Source organism: Pseudomonas sp. R4-35-07, assembly GCF_003852235.1.
Lineage (GTDB): Bacteria > Pseudomonadota > Gammaproteobacteria > Pseudomonadales > Pseudomonadaceae > Aquipseudomonas.
Window position 1 is genome coordinate 4,729,034 of record NZ_CP027732.1, and the last position, 15,870, is coordinate 4,744,903.

Annotated in this window: 15 protein-coding genes; 1 reads left to right on the forward strand and 14 read right to left on the reverse strand. The window is 60.2% G+C overall.

Annotation, left to right across the window (positions count from 1 at the left end; all coding sequences use genetic code 11):
- Positions 1–153: 153 nt before the first annotated feature.
- Positions 154–1,833, forward strand: coding sequence for a 2-isopropylmalate synthase (leuA, locus tag C4J89_RS21560; RefSeq protein WP_124364287.1), 1,680 nt, complete (start codon positions 154–156; stop codon positions 1,831–1,833).
- Between the two features lie 144 nt (positions 1,834–1,977).
- On the opposite strand, the gene C4J89_RS21565 is transcribed toward leuA, so the two are convergent.
- The 14 genes from C4J89_RS21565 to hscA form a co-directional block, all read right to left on the reverse strand.
- The gene (locus C4J89_RS21565) at positions 1,978–2,769 is read right to left on the reverse strand and encodes an amidohydrolase (protein WP_124415533.1); all 792 of its coding nucleotides are present in this window, start codon (positions 2,767–2,769) and stop codon (positions 1,978–1,980) included.
- The gene (locus tag C4J89_RS21570) at positions 2,757–3,905 is read right to left on the reverse strand and encodes a pyridoxal phosphate-dependent aminotransferase (protein ID WP_124364289.1); all 1,149 of its coding nucleotides are present in this window, start codon (positions 3,903–3,905) and stop codon (positions 2,757–2,759) included. The genes C4J89_RS21565 and C4J89_RS21570 overlap by 13 nt, the downstream gene beginning before the upstream one ends.
- Before the next feature lie 127 nt (positions 3,906–4,032).
- Positions 4,033–5,502 (reverse strand): ribosome biogenesis GTPase Der, encoded by a 1,470-nt coding sequence (der, locus tag C4J89_RS21575; protein ID WP_124364290.1) that lies wholly within the window; start codon positions 5,500–5,502, stop codon positions 4,033–4,035.
- 205 nt (positions 5,503–5,707) lie between these two features.
- The gene (gene bamB, locus C4J89_RS21580; RefSeq protein WP_124415534.1) at positions 5,708–6,859 is read right to left on the reverse strand and encodes an outer membrane protein assembly factor BamB; all 1,152 of its coding nucleotides are present in this window, start codon (positions 6,857–6,859) and stop codon (positions 5,708–5,710) included.
- Complete coding sequence (locus C4J89_RS21585; protein WP_124364292.1) at positions 6,852–7,493, reverse strand: YfgM family protein; 642 nt, start codon at positions 7,491–7,493, stop codon at positions 6,852–6,854. The genes bamB and C4J89_RS21585 overlap by 8 nt, the downstream gene beginning before the upstream one ends.
- A 41-nt stretch (positions 7,494–7,534) precedes the next feature.
- The gene (gene hisS / locus C4J89_RS21590; protein WP_124364293.1) at positions 7,535–8,824 is read right to left on the reverse strand and encodes a histidine--tRNA ligase; all 1,290 of its coding nucleotides are present in this window, start codon (positions 8,822–8,824) and stop codon (positions 7,535–7,537) included.
- Positions 8,825–8,847: 23 nt separating this feature from the next.
- Positions 8,848–9,957, reverse strand: a complete 1,110-nt coding sequence (gene ispG / locus C4J89_RS21595; protein WP_124368256.1) for a flavodoxin-dependent (E)-4-hydroxy-3-methylbut-2-enyl-diphosphate synthase — start codon at positions 9,955–9,957, stop codon at positions 8,848–8,850.
- A gap of 2 nt (positions 9,958–9,959) precedes the next feature.
- Complete coding sequence (locus C4J89_RS21600; RefSeq protein ID WP_124415535.1) at positions 9,960–10,940, reverse strand: RodZ family helix-turn-helix domain-containing protein; 981 nt, start codon at positions 10,938–10,940, stop codon at positions 9,960–9,962.
- Positions 10,940–11,698 carry a type IV pilus biogenesis/stability protein PilW gene (pilW, locus tag C4J89_RS21605; RefSeq protein WP_124364295.1) on the reverse strand — a complete coding sequence of 253 codons (759 nt, stop codon included), beginning with the start codon at positions 11,696–11,698 and terminating at the stop codon, positions 10,940–10,942. The genes C4J89_RS21600 and pilW overlap by 1 nt, the downstream gene beginning before the upstream one ends.
- Before the next feature lie 12 nt (positions 11,699–11,710).
- Positions 11,711–12,859 carry a 23S rRNA (adenine(2503)-C(2))-methyltransferase RlmN gene (gene rlmN, locus C4J89_RS21610; RefSeq protein WP_124371765.1) on the reverse strand — a complete coding sequence of 383 codons (1,149 nt, stop codon included), beginning with the start codon at positions 12,857–12,859 and terminating at the stop codon, positions 11,711–11,713.
- A gap of 29 nt (positions 12,860–12,888) precedes the next feature.
- Positions 12,889–13,314: a nucleoside-diphosphate kinase gene (gene ndk / locus C4J89_RS21615; protein WP_003175956.1), complete on the reverse strand. Its 426-nt coding sequence runs from the start codon at positions 13,312–13,314 to the stop codon at positions 12,889–12,891.
- Positions 13,315–13,406: 92 nt separating this feature from the next.
- The gene (iscX, locus tag C4J89_RS21620) at positions 13,407–13,610 is read right to left on the reverse strand and encodes a Fe-S cluster assembly protein IscX (protein WP_124415536.1); all 204 of its coding nucleotides are present in this window, start codon (positions 13,608–13,610) and stop codon (positions 13,407–13,409) included.
- Positions 13,611–13,624: 14 nt separating this feature from the next.
- On the reverse strand, positions 13,625–13,966 hold the full coding sequence (fdx, locus tag C4J89_RS21625; RefSeq protein ID WP_057723961.1) for an ISC system 2Fe-2S type ferredoxin: 342 nt from the start codon (positions 13,964–13,966) through the stop codon (positions 13,625–13,627).
- Between the two features lie 3 nt (positions 13,967–13,969).
- The gene (gene hscA, locus C4J89_RS21630; RefSeq protein WP_124415537.1) at positions 13,970–15,832 is read right to left on the reverse strand and encodes a Fe-S protein assembly chaperone HscA; all 1,863 of its coding nucleotides are present in this window, start codon (positions 15,830–15,832) and stop codon (positions 13,970–13,972) included.
- Positions 15,833–15,870 lie beyond the last annotated feature (38 nt).

The following is a 15,870-nucleotide window of genomic DNA, read 5'->3' on the forward strand; positions in this document are numbered from 1 at the left end:
ACACCCTCATTCAGCTTCGTCAGCACCGCAGCCTGTGCCTGGTCAGCGCACGACTGCCAAGCTGAATCGATCTGCCTCGTCTTAAGCTTTATCCCCAATAACAGTTCTACGGCAGGCCGCCTTTTCTCGGCCCCTACAACAAAGGATTTCCCGATGAGCATGCTCAAAGACCCGTCTTCGAAATACCGTGCGTTTCCGATCATCGATATCCCGGACCGCACCTGGCCGTCCAAAACCATCACCACTGCGCCGATCTGGTGCAGCTCGGACTTGCGTGATGGCAACCAGTCGCTGATCGAACCGATGGATGCCGCGAAAAAGCTGCGCTTCTGGAAGACCCTGGTCGCCGTCGGCGTGAAGGAAATCGAAGCGTCCTTCCCGGCCGCGTCGCAAACCGATTTCGATTTCGTACGCACCCTGATCGAAGACAACCACATCCCCGAGGACACCACCATCCAGGTGCTGACCCAGGGCCGTGAAGACTTGATCGCACGAACCTTCGAATCCCTGCGCGGGGCTAAGAAAGCCATCGTGCACTTGTACAACGCCACTTCGCCGTCGTTCCGCCGCATCGTGTTCAACCAGGACAAGGACGGCGTCAAGGCCATTGCAGTCAACGCCGCCAAACTGTTCGTCAAATACGCCGCGCAGCAGCCGCAAACCCAGTGGACCTTCGAATACTCGCCGGAGACCTTCAGCGCCACTGAGCTGGAGTTTGCCAAGGAAGTCTGTGACGCGGTGATCGAGGTGTGGAACCCGACGCCCGAGCACAAGATGATCCTCAACCTGCCGGCCACTGTTGAGTGCGCTACGCCGAACATCTATGCCGACCAGATCGAGTGGTTCGGTCGCCATATCAACCGCCGTGACAGCGTGATCATCAGCCTGCACACCCACAACGACCGTGGCACCGGCGTCGCCGCCACCGAGCTGGGCCTGATGGCCGGCGCCGATCGTGTCGAAGGCTGCCTGTTCGGCAACGGCGAGCGTACCGGTAACGTCGACCTGGTCACCGTGGCGCTGAACATGTACACCCAGGGCCTCGACCCGCAGCTGGATTTCTCCGATATCGACGGCGTGCGCAAAGTCGTCGAGGAGTGCAACCAGATCCAGGTGCACCCACGTCACCCCTACGTTGGCGACCTGGTGCACACCGCGTTCTCCGGCTCGCACCAGGATGCGATCCGCAAGGGCTTCTCCCAGCAGAAAGACGATGCGCTGTGGGAAGTGCCATACTTGCCGATCGACCCGGCAGACATCGGCCGCAGCTACGAGGCGGTGATCCGTGTGAACAGCCAGTCGGGCAAGGGCGGTATTGCCTACCTGCTGGAGCAGGAATACGACATCAGCCTGCCACGCCGCATGCAAATAGAATTCAGCCAGGTGGTGCAGGCTGAAACCGACCGCGTCGGCCTTGAAATGACCGCACCGCAGATCTACGCCTTGCTGCAACGCGAATACTTGCAGGCCAACACCCCGTACGCGCTGGTCAGCCATCGCCTGCAGGAAGAAAACGGCAACAGCTATGTCGAAGTGGAAGTCTCCGGCAAGGGCCAAGGCGAAACCAACCTGCACTGGAAAGGCAAAGGCAACGGCGCGCTGGAAGCGCTGGTGGCGGGCTTGCCGATTGGTGTGGAGATCATGGACTACAACGAGCACGCGATTGGGGCGGGTACCAACGCCAAAGCGGCGGCGTACATCGAACTGCGCGTAAATGGCGAGCGTCCGGTGCATGGCGTGGGGATTGATGAAAACATCACCACCGCGAGCTTCAAGGCGCTGTTCAGTGCGCTGAACCGCTCGCTGAGCCAGCAGGAAGCGAAAGCGGCGTAAGCACCAGCCCTGATCATTCCCACGCTCCGCGTGGGAATGCAGCCCTGGACGCTCTGCGTCTGCCCTTAAAGTCGTGACGCGGAGCGTCACAGGAGGCGTTCCCACGCAGAGCGTGGGGACGATCTAGCCCCCGATGGCGGTCCGTCAGACAAATTGAAAGCTATCGGCATCCAGGTTCGCCGGAAAGCGCGTGCGATACGCCGCCAACTCAGCCGCATCCAGCTTCACCTGAAACACCCCATCCGCCTCCCCCGCACTCAGCAACGTCTCGCCCTGGAAGTCCAGCACCTGGCTATCGCCGGTGTAGGCAAAACCCTTGCCGTCGGTACCCACCCGATTTACCGCAGCCACATAGCACAGGTTTTCAATAGCCCTCGCCGGCAACAGTCGATTCCAATGCTGACGCCGCGCCCCCGGCCAATTGGCGGTGTAAAGCAACAAGTCGGTGTCCTGGGCATCGCGACTCCACACCGGGAAGCGCAGGTCGTAGCAAATCAACGGCCGAATACGCCAGCCCTTCAACTCGAACTGCACCTGACGTTCGCCGGGGGTGTAGTGATCGTGCTCGCCGGCCATGCGGAACAGGTGGCGCTTGTCGTAATGCAGCACCTCACCGTCAGGCCGCGCCCAGAGCAGGCGGTTACGGTGGCTGCCGTCCGCCGCCTGAATGATCACACTGCCCGTGATCACGGCGCTGTATTTCGCGGCCTGGGCCTGAAGCCAACGGTGCGTCGGGCCGTTTTCCGGTTCGGCCAGGGAAGCCGATTCCATGGAGAAACCGGTGGTGAACATTTCCGGCAATACAATCAGGTCGACGCCGCTGGCCTGCTCCAGCAACAGCTCGAAATGCTCAAGATTGGCCTGGCGGTCGTGCCACGCCAGGGTGGTTTGGATCAGGGCAATGTTCAGGTCTGGCAAGGCGCTCAAATCACGCATAGTTTTTCCGCCGCCTGTTGCAGCGTTTCCTCGCGTTTGGCAAAGCACAGGCGCACCAGGCGCTGGCCTTGGGGTGGGTTGCGGTAGAACACAGAGATAGGAATCGACGCCACGCCGTGTTCGCGGGTCATCCATTCGGACATGGCGACATCATCCAGGTCCGGGCGAATCCGGGAATAATCCACCAGTTGAAAGTAAGTCCCTGCCGATGGGCTGAAGCTGAACCGCGACGGCGCCAGCAACCGGCAGAACAGGTCGCGCTTGGCTTGGTAGAACGCCGGCAGCGCAGCCACGTGCTCCGGGTGCTCGGCCATAAAGTCGGCTAGGGCGTACTGCAACGGCGTCACGCCACAGAAACTGACGTATTGATGCACCTTGCGCAGTTCGGCAGTGAGGGCCGGCGGTGCAACCACATAGCCGGTTTTCCAGCCCGTGACGTGATAGGTCTTGCCGAACGAGCTGACCACGAACGCACGCGGGTACAGCTCCTCGTGGGCGAGCACGCTGACGTGGGGCACGTCGTCGAACACCAGGTGTTCATACACTTCATCGCTGAGCAGATAGATATCGCGTCCGCGAATCAGCTCGGCCAGTTGGTCCAGTTCCTCACGGCTGACCAGCGCGCCGCTGGGATTGTGCGGGGTATTGAGCACAATCATGCGCGTGCGCGGCGACAGCGCGGCCTTGATGCGCTCCAAGTCCAGGCTGAAATCCTGCAGGCCCAGCTGCACATGCACGCAGCGCCCGCCGGCCAGCTCTACCGAGGGCGCGTAGCTGTCGTAGCAAGGGTCGAAGATGATCACTTCGTCACCGTTGCGAATAACCGCCTGGATAGCGCAGAAAATGCCTTGGGTGGCGCCCGGCGTAATGGTTACTTCACGGTCGGCATCGACGCTGACACCGTAGCTGCGGGCAATCTTCGCCACCACCTGCTGGCGCAGCGCGGGCAAACCGCTCATCGGTGCGTATTGGTTATGGCCGTTGGCGACGTGCCGACCCACGGCGTCGAGCAAGTCTTGAGGGCCATTGAAGTCAGGAAAACCCTGGGACAGGTTGATTGCGCCGGTTTCGGCCGCCAACTGCGACATGCTGGTGAAAATGGTCGTGCCGACATTCGGCAGCTTGCTGGTGATCATGGGAGCGCCCCTCGGGTGAGCTGCAAGTTTTAAGCTTCAAGCTACAAGCTGGTCAACCGTCGCGCACAAAAAAGGGCTCGAACGGAGCCCTTTCTTGCAGCTTGTAGCTTACAACTTGGCGCTGCCGCTATTTCTTATCACGGCGCTTTTTATCGGCTTTCTTGTGATGCGTCATCATCCGACGCTTCTTGTTGACCTGGCGGTCGGTAAGGCTGTTCTTGTTGCCTTCGTATGGGTTCTCGCCGCCCTTGAACTCGATACGGATCGGCGTACCGACCAGTTTCAAGACACGGCGGTAGGTGTTTTCCAGGTAACGCACATAGGACTTGGGCACCTTCTCGATCTGGTTACCGTGGATCACGATAATCGGCGGGTTGGCACCACCCAAGTGGGCGTAACGCAGTTTGATGCGGCGGTTGTTGACCATCGGCGGCGCGTGCTCGCCCACCGCGTCTTCCAGGATCTGGGTGAGACGGTTGGTCGGCCAGCGGGTGACCGCGGACTTGAACGAGTTCTGTACGGACGCGTAGAGGTTGCCCACGCCAGTGCCGTGCAGTGCCGAGATGAAGTGGATATCGGCGAACTCAACGAAGAACAGGCGACGCTGCAGCTCGATCTTGACGAAATCGCGCTCGCTCGGCGTCATGCCGTCCCACTTGTTGATCGCGATCACCAGCGCACGACCGGCTTCCAGGGCGAAGCCCAGCAGGTTCAGGTCGTGGTCCACTACGCCTTCGCGGGCGTCCATCACGAAGATCACCACGTTGGCGTCTTTGATCGCCTGCAGGGTTTTGACCACGGAGAATTTTTCAACTTCTTCGTGGATCTTGCCGCGCTTGCGCACACCGGCGGTGTCGATCAGCGTGTACTTCTCGTCGTTACGCTCGAACGGGATGTAGATGCTGTCGCGGGTGGTGCCGGGTTCGTCATAGACGATTACCCGGTCTTCACCGAGCATACGGTTGACCAGGGTAGACTTGCCGACGTTAGGGCGGCCGATGATGGCGATCTTGATACCGTCTTTTTCGCTCGGGCCAGGAATGCGCTTGGCTTCCTCGCCTTCGGCGACGATCTCCTCCTCACCCTCCTCTTCCTCATCGTCATCCTTGGGAAAGGTGCTGAGGGCAATTTCCAGCATCTGCGTGATGCCGCGACCGTGGGCACCGGCAACCGGGATCGCATCGCCCAGGCCCATCGGGCTGAATTCGGCACGGGCCGCCTCAGGATCGATGTTATCGATCTTGTTCGCGACCAGGTAGGAACGCTTGTTGCGCTTGCGCAGGTGCTCGCCAATCATCTGGTCGGCAGCGGTGTAGCCCGCACGGGCGTCCACCAGGAACAACACGACATCGGCTTCTTCAATGGCCAGCAGCGACTGCTCGGCCATTTTTTCGTCCATGCCATGTTCGTCACCGGAGATACCACCGGTGTCGACAATAATGTAGGAGCGCCCTTGCCACTTTGCCTCACCGTATTGGCGATCACGGGTAAGACCGGACAAGTCGCCGACGATGGCGTCGCGAGTCCTGGTCAGGCGGTTGAACAAGGTGGACTTGCCGACGTTAGGTCGGCCCACCAGGGCAATTACGGGAACCATGCGGCTCTCCACTTCGTTATTTCAGAAAATACAAAAGCCGCTGCAGGGCAGCGGCTGGTGCTCGACTGTAGGAGCGAACTTGCTCGCGAAAAACGCAAAGGCTCCGCGTTTGTTCAGACAGCACGCGTCATCGTTGACGATTTTCGCGAGCAAGCTCGCTCCTACAGGTGAAGCTGCCAGAGGGCTAAGCCCCCAAGCATAGTTCTTACTTGATGGTCAGGGCTTCCAGCTTGCCGCTGTTGCCATACACATAAAGCATGTTACCCACCACCAGCGGACGCGCACGCAAGCCGTCGCTGTCGATACGCTCGCGACCTACAAAGCGACCGTCCACCTGGCTCAGCAGGTGCAGGTAGCCTTCGAAGTCACCGACCGCTACGTAGCTGGAAAAGACTTCCGGGGCCGACAGTTGACGGCGAGCCAGGGAGTCGTTGCTCCACAGTGCCGTGGTGGAACGCTCGTCGACACTTTCAACGGTGCCGGACGCCAGGCTCACATAGACGCTGCCGAACCCTTGGGCGACACCGGCGTAGCTGGAAGCATCACGCTGCCAGTTGACCCGGCCGCTCTGCAGGTCCAGTGCCGCGACACGGCCCTGATAAGTGGCAACGTAGAGGGTCTCGCCGGACAGCAACAGGCCGCCGTCGATGTCCACCACGCGATCCAGCTCGGAGCGACCTTGCGGGATAGCTACGCGGGTTTCCCAGGCAGGCACGCCGTTCTGGGTATTCAGGGCGACCACTTTACCGGTCGACAGGCCCGCAACGGCCAGATTGTTGGTCACAATCGGACCGCTGGTACCGCGCAAGGTCAACACGGCCGGGGTGCTGTCGTACAACCAGCGCTGGTTGCCGGTAGTCGCATCCAGACCGATCACACGGTCATCCTGGGTTTGCACCACGACGACATCGCCGTTGGTGGCAGGCGGTGCGAGGACTTCACTGGTCACGCGAGCGCGCCATTTCTCTTCACCGGTGCTGGAATCCAGGGCCACGACCTCACCCTTGAGCGTGCCGAGCATGACCATGCCGTAGCCCACGCCTACGGCGCCGGAAACAGGCAACTCAAGGTCTTTCTTCCACTTCACGTCACCGGTCATGCGGTCCAGGGAGGTCACGATGCCAGTGACGTCAGCGGCCACAATGTTGTCACCGTCAATTGCCGGTACCAGCATGTTGTAGGTTTCACCCTGACCGTCACCGATGGAGCGGCTCCACTGCTTTTGCAGGACCACTTCTTCCTTGAAGCTGGTCAGCTCCGCAGGCGGCAGTTCTTTTTTACTGTTGCTGCTGCAACCCGCGGCCAGAACGGCCAGAGCCAGCAATGCTGCATGTTTCCAACGGATCACGTCACGCATCCCCTTTGGCCAAGTCGTCCAGCTTGATTTGTAAGCCACCGACCGCCGCTTCATCAGACAGCGCCGCCTTGGCTTTTTGGTACGCAGCATTGGCTTCGTCGGTACGGCCCAATTGGACCAACAGGTCGCCCTTGAGCTCTTCGCGAGTGGCTACAAATGCCTTGTCAGCATCGCCGTCGAGCAGTTTGAGTGCTTCGTCAGCCTTGTTCTGTGCCGCCAACACCTGTGCCAGGCGCTGACGTGCGATTTCACCCAGGGTCGGGTTGGTCGGTTTGTCGGCGATGGCCTTGAGCTCAGTGGCTGCATCATCGAGCTTGCCGGTGTCGACCGCGACTTTCGCGACGAACAGGCTGCCGTACTGCGCGTAGGCAGTACCGCCAAATTCGTTCTTCAGCTTGCCGGCCAGGTCTGCCACTTGGGCAGGGTCGGGCTTGCCGTCCGGCGTCAGGGTAGTTTCCAGCAACTGCTGATAAACGATCGAGGCGCCCTGGGACTGGTTGGCCTGATACTTGGTCCAGGCCTGCCAGCCGAACACCACCACTAAAGCCAGCAGACCGCCAGTAACCAGGGGCTTGCCGTTACGCTGCCACCAGTCCTTGAACTCGGCCAGTTGCTCATCATCAGTACTCGACACCCCAATACTCCTTAATCGCTAAATTCGGCTGTTCGACAGCTTCAACCCTGCACGACGCAGGTGGCCAGGTGCGCAGCGAGCGCATCAAAGGCAATGTTCTGTTGTTCGCCCTGACCACGCAGGGGTTTGAAACCTATCACTTGCTGGGCCAATTCGTCATCGCCGAGGATCAGCGCATACAACGCGCCGCTCTTGTCGGCTTTCTTGAACTGGCTCTTGAAGCTACCCGCACCGGCATTGATCTGCAGACGCAGGTTCGGCAGCTGGTCGCGCACTTTTTCGCTCAGGGCCAACGCAGCCAGTTCGGCGGCCTCGCCAAAAGCACAAAGATACACGTCCACCTGACGGGAAATCTCTTCGGGCACTTGCTCCAGGGTCTCCAGCAGCAGGATCAGCCGCTCGATGCCCATAGCGAAACCCACGCCTGCGGTCGGCTTGCCGCCCATTTGCTCGACCAGGCCGTCGTAACGACCACCGGCACACACGGTGCCTTGGGCGCCGAGTTTGTCGGTGACCCATTCGAACACGGTCTTGCTGTAGTAATCGAGGCCGCGCACCAGCTTCGGGTTGATCACATACGGGATACCCGCCGCATCCAGGCGAGCCTTGAGGCCCTCGAAGTGCGTGCGGGATTCTTCGTCCAGGTAATCGGCCATTTTCGGCGCATCGACCAGCACGGCCTGGGTGTCGGCGTTCTTGGTATCAAGCACGCGCAACGGGTTGGTCTTCAGGCGGCGCTGGCTGTCTTCGTCCAATTTATCCAGGTGGGCAGACAGGTACTCCACCAGGGCGACCCGGTAGCGGCCACGGGACTCACTGGTGCCCAGGCTGTTGAGTTCGAGCTTGACCGCGTCGCGGATGCCCAACTGGCCCCACAGGCGCCAGGTCAGCACGATCAGTTCGGCGTCAATGTCCGGACCGTCCAGGTTGAAGACTTCACAACCGATCTGGTGGAACTGGCGATAACGGCCTTTCTGCGGACGCTCGTGGCGGAACATCGGGCCGATGTACCACAGTTTCTGGGTCTGGCCGCCACCAGTGATGCCATGCTCCAGCACAGCGCGAACGCACGCGGCGGTGCCTTCCGGACGCAGGGTCAGGGAGTCGCCGTTACGGTCTTCAAAGGTGTACATCTCTTTTTCGACGATGTCGGTCACTTCACCGATGGAGCGCTTGAACAGCTCGGTGAATTCAACGATCGGCATACGAATCTGCTTGTAACCGTAGTTATCCAGCAGGCGCGCGACCGTGCTCTCGAAATAGCGCCACAGTGGCGTCTGCTCCGGCAGGATGTCGTTCATGCCACGAATGGCTTGCAGAGACTTGCTCACATCAAATCCTTAAATTCGTTCAATCAGCCGCGAGCGATCAGCGCTGCATCAGCGGCGACCTTTTCGGCCGCTTTCTGGCGGATCAGCTTTTCCAGCTCATCCACCAGATTGTCATTCGTCAATTTCTGCGACGGCTTGCCGTCGATATAAATCAGGTTCGGGGTACCGCCGGTCAAGCCCACATGTGCCTCTTTGGCTTCGCCCGGTCCGTTGACCACGCAACCGATCACCGCCACATCCAGCGGCACCAGCAGGTCTTCGAGACGCAACTCCAGGTCGTTCATGGTTTTCACCACGTCGAAGTTCTGCCGCGAGCAGCTCGGACAGGCAATGAAGTTGATGCCACGGGAACGCAAACGCAGGGATTTGAGAATGTCGTAACCGACCTTCACTTCCTCTACGGGGTCTGCCGCCAGAGAGATGCGGATAGTATCGCCAATCCCTTCGGCGAGCAGCATACCGAGACCCACCGCAGATTTCACTGTGCCTGAGCGTAAACCGCCCGCTTCAGTAATGCCCAGGTGCAGCGGCTGTACGATTTCCTTGGCCAGCAGGCGGTAGGCTTCTACGGCCATGAACACGTCGGAAGCCTTTACGCTGACCTTGAAGTCCTGGAAATTCAGGCGTTCGAGGTGTTCAACGTGGCGCAGGGCCGACTCGACCAGCGCCGCAGGGGTCGGCTCGCCGTATTTCTTTTGCAGGTCTTTTTCCAGCGACCCGGCGTTAACGCCGATGCGGATGGGAATGCCGCGATCACGGGCCGCATCGACCACAGCGCGCACACGGTCTTCACGACCGATGTTGCCCGGGTTGATGCGCAGGCAGTCCACGCCCAGTTCGGCTACGCGCAACGCAATCCTGTAGTCGAAGTGAATGTCGGCAACCAGTGGCACCTTGACCAATTGCTTGATACGGCCGAACGCTTCAGCAGCGTCCATGTCCGGTACGGAAACCCGCACGATGTCCACGCCAGCCGCTTCCAGACGATTGATCTGGGCGACGGTGGCGGCCACGTCATTGGTGTCGCTGTTGGTCATGCTCTGCACCGCGATGGGGGCATCGCCGCCCACCGGCACCGAGCCGACCCAGATCTTGCGCGATACGCGACGTTTGATTGGAGATTCGCCGTGCATGACTATTGTCCCAACTTGAGGCGAGCTGTCTCGCCACTGGTGAACGGCGCCACGTCCACAGGCTGGCCGTTGTAGGCCACTTGCGCGCCACGGGCGAAGCCCAGACGCAGCGTCAGAGGAGGCTTGCCGCCCTGGTCAAGCGTATCTCCCTTACGCTTGAGACCGCTGAACAGCACTTTGCCGTTGCCATCGGTGACTTGCGTCCAGCAGTCGGCAACGAAGGTGATCTGTACGCGCCCGTCACCGGCGATCAATGCGGGCGTGGTGGGCGGCGAAATGGCGGGCGCAGCCGGTGCGGCCGGCGCTGGCGCCTGTGCCGGAGCGGCTGCTGCAGGGGCCTGGGTAACCGGCGCTGCTGGAGCCGGAGCGGGTACGGCCGCAGTCGCAGCAGGTGCGCTGCCGGCGTCTGGAGCCGGCTGTTCGACGGGGGCAGGCGCTTGCGGCGCAGCTTGTGATTCGGCAACCGCCTGGTCTTCCGGCTCATCCAGCGGATGAATCTGGGTGGTGCCGTCGGCGCTTTCGACTTCGACGTGTTCCAGGGCGTTGCTGGTCAGGTCTTTATTGCGCTGGGAGGCCTGGTCTTGCCACCAGACGAAACCACCGCCGATCACCGCAACCAACAGCAACAGGCTGACGATGCGCAAAATCGTGTGGGAAACCCGAGTGGGCTCTTCGATACGCCCAAGGCCATGGACGTTACTGCCCTGGGAGTCGGTGCCGGTGTACTGGTCGAACGCCTGGACCAACGCGGTCTGGTCGATGCCCAGCAATTTGGCATAGGCGCGGATATAGCCGCGGGCAAACGTGTGCCCAGGCAGTTTGTCGAACGCGCCAGCCTCGAGGTTGGCCAGGGAGGTGCTGGTCAAATTGAGCTTGAGGGCCACTTCCGCCAGCGACCAACCATTGCTTTCGCGGGCCTGACGCAAGGTCTCGCCTGGGTTGACGCGATTAGCTGCTACAACTTCCGGGTGCGCGGCTTTCATCATTGCTCCGACAGGTATTGCTGATATTCCGGCGTACCGGGATAGAGTCGTTCGAGTTGCTGGCCAAAACGTGCGGCCGTGTCGCGTTCTTCATGAACCGTCGCCAGGCGCACACCGAGCAACAGACTACGTGCATTGTGCCCGCTGAGCCGGCTGAAACGCTCGTAATAGTCGCGTGCCGGCACATAATGCCTGTCTTCGTAAGACAACTCAGCCATTTCAAGCAAAGCGCGTGGCTGGCGAGCGTTCAGGAGCAGGGCTTTTTCCAGTTGCTGGCGCGCAAGCTCGCGCTGGCCGAGGTGTACCGACGTCACCCCAAGGTTCTCGAAGACGCGCGAACGCTCAGGATAAAGGGTATCGGTACTGGCCTGCCGGAAATAAACGGCGGCCTGCTCATAACGCTTCTGCTCGAACAGGAAGCTGCCGTAGTTGTTCAGCAACCGGGCGTCGCCAGGACGGGAAGCCAGCGCCTTGGTGAAATACTGATCTGCCAACTCGGGCTCGGCCTGCGCCTTGAACACCAGCGCCAGCGCGGCATTGGCATCAGCATCATCGGCCTCCAGCTCGAGGGCCTTTTTCAAGGGCACCTTGGCCTGCTCGTTCATGCCTTGTTGCACATAGCCCAAGCCCAGTTGCACATAGGCCGCTCGCGCCGCGTCACGACCCTTGCCGGTTTGCAAAGGGCTGTCATGGCCCGATGAAACACAACCGGTCGCAAGACCGGTAACAAGCAACAGCAGCGCAAGGCGCAAGGGCATAGAGGTCCTCTCTCAGTTTCGATTTGCAGCGCTTTGCGGTGCATCGTCGGCGGCGCTCAACTCACGCACGGCGATGTAACGCTCACTGCGACGGGTGCGATCCAGCACCTGCCCTACCAATTGGCCACAGGCGGCGTCGATGTCTTCACCGCGGGTGGTGCGGACGGTGACGTTGTAGCCGGCCTGGTGCAGTTGATCCTGGAAACGGCGGATGGCGTTGTTGCTCGGCCGCTCGTAGCCAGAATGGGGAAACGGGTTGAACGGAATCAGGTTGATCTTGCACGGGGTGTTCTTGAGCAGCTCGATCATCTCAACCGCGTGCTCGACCTTGTCGTTGATGTCCTTGAGCATGGTGTACTCAATGGTCAGCACACGCTTCTCGCCCAAAGTCGCCATGTAGCGCTGGCAAGATTCGAGCAGCATCTTAAGCGGATACTTCTTGTTGATCGGCACCAATTGGTTACGCAATGCGTCATTCGGTGCGTGCAGCGACAACGCCAGGGAAACGTCGATGTGCTTGGCCAGCTCATCGATCATCGGTACCACGCCGGAGGTCGACAGGGTCACACGGCGCTTGGAGATGCCGTAGCCCAGGTCGTCCATCATCAGGTGCATGGCCGCAATCACGTTGTCGAAGTTCAGCAGCGGCTCACCCATGCCCATCATCACCACGTTGGTGATGGCACGGTCGACGGTCGCCGGGACGCTGCCAAAGGATTTGTTGGCAATCCACACCTGGCCGATGACTTCGGCGGCGGTGAGGTTGCTATTGAAGCCTTGCTTGCCGGTGGAGCAGAAACTGCAGTCCAGGGCACAGCCTGCCTGGGACGAAACGCATAAGGTGCCGCGCTTGCCCTGGGGAATGTACACGGTCTCGACGCAGCTGCCGGACGCCACGCGCACCACCCACTTACGGGTGCCATCGGTGGAGATGTCTTCGCTGACTACTTCAGGACCACGCACCTCAGCAATAGCCTTTAGCTTATCGCGCAAGGCCTTGCTGACGTTCGTCATGGCGTCGAAATCGTCGACGCCAAAGTGGTGAATCCACTTCATTACCTGACCGGCACGGAAACGCTTCTCCCCGATTGAGTCGAAGAATTTCTCCATTTCCGGCTGAGTCAGACCCAGCAGGTTGGTTTTAACAGTCGATGTTGTCATGGATTCACCCTCACTCTTTAAGCCGATGCTTAGCGAGCGGTTACTTCGGTAGCTGCGAAGAAGTACGAGATTTCGCGAGCAGCAGCGGCTTCGGAGTCCGAACCGTGTACAGCGTTAGCGTCGATGGATTCAGCGAAGTCAGCACGGATGGTGCCGGCAGCAGCTTCTTTAGGGTTGGTAGCGCCCATCAGCTCACGGTTCAGAGCGATAGCGTTTTCGCCTTCCAGAACCTGAACAACAACAGGACCGGAGATCATGAAGGCAACCAGGTCGCCGAAAAAGCCACGAGCGCTGTGCTCAGCGTAGAAGCCTTCAGCTTCAGCCTTGGACAGTTGCTTGAGTTTCGAAGCTACAACCTTCAGGCCGGCTTTTTCGAAACGAGTGGTGATCTCGCCGATGACGTTTTTTGCAACAGCGTCAGGCTTGATGATGGAGAAAGTACGTTGAACAGCCATGGTGTAACTCCAGAAACGATAATTTACGAAAAATTAAACCCGCGAATTATACGCGGGTTATTGGGTATTGCCTAACTGCGTAAAAAGGCGGCTCAGTCGTCTGCTTCTTCGATCCACAGACGTTGAATCGCCTCCAGAACCTTTTCGCCACCCCGGTCCGGGATGTCATCGAATTCCGGCAGCGCCATCACGAGGTTGCGCAGCTTGACGAAGTTCACTGTCAGAGGATTGACCTCAGGATGAGCTTCAGCAAGTTGTATAGCGATTTCTTGTACATCAACCCATTTCAGGCTCATGACATTTCCTTGAATCAATGCGGCGCTTCGGCCGCATGGTTGAGCGAATATTTCGGGATTTCGACCGTAATGTCTTCAGTGCCGACCTTGGCCTGACAGCTTAGGCGAGAAGTCGCTTCCAGGCCCCAGGCGCGGTCAAGAAAGTCTTCTTCCAGCTCATCGGCCTCTTCCAGGCTATTGAAGCCTTCACGGATGATGCAGTGGCAGGTGGTGCAGGCACACACACCGCCGCAGGCGCTCTCGATCTCGATGTGGTTGTCGTGGGCGACTTCAAGGATGGACTTGCCGGTCTCAGCCTCCACGACCATACCGTCCGGGCAATGCTCGGCGTGTGGCAGAAAAATGATCTGCGGCATCAGTTAATCCTCAAGTTCATTCAGGTTGCGGCCCGCCAGGGCGGCTTTTACCGACTGGTCCATACGACGGGCGGCAAAGGCATCGGTCACTTGCGACAGACGCTTGGTCTGCTGCTCGATGGCGTAACCATCGGTGCCTTTCATGAGTTCGGCCAGCTCCTGCATCTGCAGGTCGATGACCATGCGCTCCTCGCTATCCAACAGGCGCTCGCCGTCAGCCTCAAGGGCGCCCTGCACCGCTTCGAGCAGGCGCTGGGCGTCGACTTGCTGCTCACGCAACACACGGGCGACCTTGTCGTCGCTGGCATATTGGAACGAGTCCTTGAGCATCTTGGCGATTTCGCCGTCAGTCAGCCCGTAGGACGGCTTGACCTGGATGCTGGCTTCAACGCCTGAGGCCAACTCGCGCGCAGCCACGCTGAGCAGGCCGTCGGCGTCCACTTGGTAAGTCACGCGAATCTTCGCCGCGCCCGCCACCATGGCCGGGATACCGCGCAATTCAAAGCGCGCCAGGGAGCGGCAGTCGCTGATCAGCTCGCGCTCGCCTTGCAGCACATGGATCATCATGGCCGTCTGGCCATCTTTGTAGGTGGTGAAGTCCTGGGCGCGGGCGACGGGAATGGTGGTGTTGCGTGGAATCACCTTTTCCATCAGGCCGCCCATGGTTTCCAGGCCCAGGGACAACGGAATCACATCAAGCAGCAGCAATTCGCCACCATCGCGCTTGTTGCCGGCCAGGGTATCGGCCTGGATCGCAGCACCAATTGCGACGACTTGGTCCGGGTCGATTTCAGTCAACGGCTGGCGGCCAAAGGCTTGGGCGACGGCTTCACGCACACGCGGAACACGGGTGGAGCCGCCCACCATGACCACGGCACCGACGTCTTCCAGTTCGATACCGGAGTCTCGCACCGCGCGGCGGCAGGCTTTCAGACTGCGGGCGACCATGGGCTCGATCAACGCATCGAAGGCTTCGCGCGTCAGTTGGGCCGACCAGGTGCCGTAGGAAACTTCAACAGTTGCAGCATCCGTCAGCGCTTCCTTGGCGGCGCAGGCGGTTTGCAGCAGGCTGCGCTGTGCACCTGGGTCCAGGTCGGCAGACAAGCCCGCACTGCTGATAATCCAGCTCGCGATGGCGTGATCAAAGTCGTCACCGCCGAGGGCGCTGTCGCCGCCGGTGGCCAGCACTTCAAAGACGCCGCCGGTCAGGCGCAGGATTGAAATATCAAAGGTGCCGCCGCCCAGGTCGTAAATCGCGACCAGGCCTTCAGCATGCTGATCCAGGCCGTAAGCCACAGCAGCCGCAGTCGGCTCGTTGAGTAGGCGCAGCACGTTCAGACCGGCGAGTTTCGCCGCGTCCTTGGTGGCTTGGCGCTGCGCGTCATCGAAATACGCCGGAACGGTGATCACCGCACCGACCAGTTCGCCGCCCAAGGTGGTTTCCGCACGTTGGCGCAGCACCTTGAGGATATCGGCTGACACTTCCACCGGGCTTTTCGGGCCTTGGACGGTGTCGATGAACGGCATATGGGATTCGCCGCCGACAAAGCGGTACGGCAGCTGGTCGCCCAATTGCTTGACGTCGGACAACCCACGGCCCATCAAGCGCTTGACCGACAGCACGGTGTTCAAGGGGTCGGTAGACGCTGCCAGCTTGGCCGACTCGCCCACTTCGATGCGGTCGGCGTGATAACGCACGGCGGATGGCAGGATCACCTGGCCATCGGCATCGGGCAGTGGCTCGGACAGGCCGCTGCGCAAGGCAGCGACCAGGGAATTGGTGGTGCCCAGGTCAATCCCGACCGCCAGGCGACGCTGGTGCGGTTGAGGGCTTTGGCCGGGTTCGGCGATTTGCAGTAGAGCCATGGTAATCAGGTCTTATCTGTCTATCAGGCGTGCATCAC

What these genes read in the sequence shown, in the direction of transcription:
- leuA (WP_124364287.1), top strand. Translation starts at nt 154, where the DNA reads ATGAGCATGCTCAAAGACCCGTCTTCGAAATACCGTGCGTTTCCGATC.
- iscX (WP_124415536.1), bottom strand. Translation starts at nt 13,610, where the DNA reads ATGAGCCTGAAATGGGTTGATGTACAAGAAATCGCTATACAACTTGCT.
- rlmN (WP_124371765.1), bottom strand. Translation starts at nt 12,859, where the DNA reads ATGACAACATCGACTGTTAAAACCAACCTGCTGGGTCTGACTCAGCCG.
- fdx (WP_057723961.1), bottom strand. Translation starts at nt 13,966, where the DNA reads ATGCCGCAGATCATTTTTCTGCCACACGCCGAGCATTGCCCGGACGGT.
- bamB (WP_124415534.1), bottom strand. Translation starts at nt 6,859, where the DNA reads ATGCGTGACGTGATCCGTTGGAAACATGCAGCATTGCTGGCTCTGGCC.
- ispG (WP_124368256.1), bottom strand. Translation starts at nt 9,957, where the DNA reads ATGCACGGCGAATCTCCAATCAAACGTCGCGTATCGCGCAAGATCTGG.
- hscA (WP_124415537.1), bottom strand. Translation starts at nt 15,832, where the DNA reads ATGGCTCTACTGCAAATCGCCGAACCCGGCCAAAGCCCTCAACCGCAC.
- der (WP_124364290.1), bottom strand. Translation starts at nt 5,502, where the DNA reads ATGGTTCCCGTAATTGCCCTGGTGGGCCGACCTAACGTCGGCAAGTCC.
- ndk (WP_003175956.1), bottom strand. Translation starts at nt 13,314, where the DNA reads ATGGCTGTTCAACGTACTTTCTCCATCATCAAGCCTGACGCTGTTGCA.
- C4J89_RS21570 (WP_124364289.1), bottom strand. Translation starts at nt 3,905, where the DNA reads ATGATCACCAGCAAGCTGCCGAATGTCGGCACGACCATTTTCACCAGC.
- C4J89_RS21565 (WP_124415533.1), bottom strand. Translation starts at nt 2,769, where the DNA reads ATGCGTGATTTGAGCGCCTTGCCAGACCTGAACATTGCCCTGATCCAA.
- C4J89_RS21600 (WP_124415535.1), bottom strand. Translation starts at nt 10,940, where the DNA reads ATGAAAGCCGCGCACCCGGAAGTTGTAGCAGCTAATCGCGTCAACCCA.
- pilW (WP_124364295.1), bottom strand. Translation starts at nt 11,698, where the DNA reads ATGCCCTTGCGCCTTGCGCTGCTGTTGCTTGTTACCGGTCTTGCGACC.